At 69.1% G+C, this 1550-nt stretch carries 1 protein-coding gene and 1 pseudogene; both read left to right on the plus strand.

All coding sequences use genetic code 11. From position 1 onward, the window contains the following. Nucleotides 1-181: pseudogene (gene murD / locus G6026_RS13195) on the plus strand (UDP-N-acetylmuramoyl-L-alanine--D-glutamate ligase); the annotation flags it as partial. A 3-nt stretch (nt 182-184) separates the two neighbouring features. Then, the coding region (gene ftsW / locus G6026_RS13200) for a putative lipid II flippase FtsW (RefSeq protein WP_182613444.1) at nt 185-1550 on the plus strand (1366 nt) is incomplete at its 3' end.

Raw genomic sequence — 1550 nt, forward strand, 5'->3', positions numbered from 1 at the left:
GGCGGCTCCCGACGAGCCGCAGCAGACGATGGACCGGGCGGTCGCCGAGGCCGCGCGGATGGCCACCGGAGGCGACACCGTGCTGCTCGCCCCCGCCGCCGCGTCGATGGACATGTTCACCGACTACGGTCACCGCGGGCGCAGCTTCGCGCTCGCCGTGGGCCGGGTCGCCGGGAGGTAGGGCATGGCACTTCACGAATCCGCTCGCCGGGGCGGCACCGACAGTGGCCACGACGTCGAGGATCAGGTCGCCGTGGCCCGGCCCGACCTGTTGGGCCGTATCGCCGCGCCGCTGGCGGCGATCAACCGTGCACCGCTGACCTCCTTCCACGTGGTCATGGTGGTCACCGCACTGCTCACGGTGATCGGCCTGGGCATGGTGCTCTCGAGCTCCAACGTCCTCGCGTTCTCCGGTGGCGGTACACCCTTCGACATCTTCCTCCGCCAGGCGGTCTTCGTGACGATCGGCTGGGTGGGGTTCCTGGTCGCCCTGCGTATGCGGTTCGAGCTCCTCCGGGCCGCCGCGCTACCGATGCTGCTGGTGTCCATCGGGCTGCTCATCGCCGTCCTGATCCCGGGCGTCGGCATGGAGATCAACGGCTCGCGCGGATGGATCGACCTCGGGTTCTTCGCGATCCAGCCCGCGGAGATCGCCAAGTTCACGTTCATCGTCTGGGCCTCGTCGGTGGTGGCCAAGCGGATACGCACCGGGTACTGGCTCGATCTGCTCTTCCCGGCCATCGTCGGGTACGGGGTGGTCGCCGCCCTCGTCGTCGTCGCCCCCGACCTCGGGATGGCCACGGCGGTGACCCTCGCCTTCCTGTGCGTGCTGTGGTTCGCCGGGTATCCGACCCGACACTTCGTGTGGGTGATCGCCTTCGGCACCGTCGTGTTCGGAGTGCTCGCGGTGACGTTCGCCTATCGGTTCGAACGGGTCAGAACATTCGCCAACACCTTCGTCGGGGACTTCTCCAACCCGCAGGGGTCGGCGTACCAGTCGTATCAGGGGATGCTCTCGCTGGCCGAGGGAGGCCTGTTCGGGGTCGGCCTGGGACAGTCCAGTGCCAAGTGGTTCTACCTCCCCGAGGCGACCAACGATTTCATCTTCGCGATCATCGGAGAGGAACTGGGCTGGTTCGGGGCAGCGGTCGTCGTCTCGCTGTACCTGGCGTTGGGATGGGCGGGTATGCGCATCGCGCTGCGCTCGGCCGACCCGTTCCGGCGACTGCTCGCGGGCACGATCACCACGACGATCGTCCTCCAGGCGTTCATCAACATCGGGTACGTGGTGGGCCTGCTGCCGGTCACCGGCCTCCAGCTACCGCTGATCTCCAACGGTGGCACCTCGGCGGTCGTCACCCTGGTGTCCCTCGGACTCCTCGCCAACTGCGCACGACACGAGCCCGAGGCCATCTCCGCGATCCTCAGTTCCCCGGAGCGTCGCCGGCGACGGTGGTTCACCCTCCCGGATCCGCGCCCCTACACGCCCGAGCGGCCGGTTCCCGCCTCGGACGCCCCCGGCCGCTCGAGCGCCGGCGCCCGGCGCTACG

The sequence above is a fragment of the Dietzia sp. DQ11-38-2 genome (assembly GCF_014145055.1).
Classification (GTDB): domain Bacteria; phylum Actinomycetota; class Actinomycetes; order Mycobacteriales; family Mycobacteriaceae; genus Dietzia.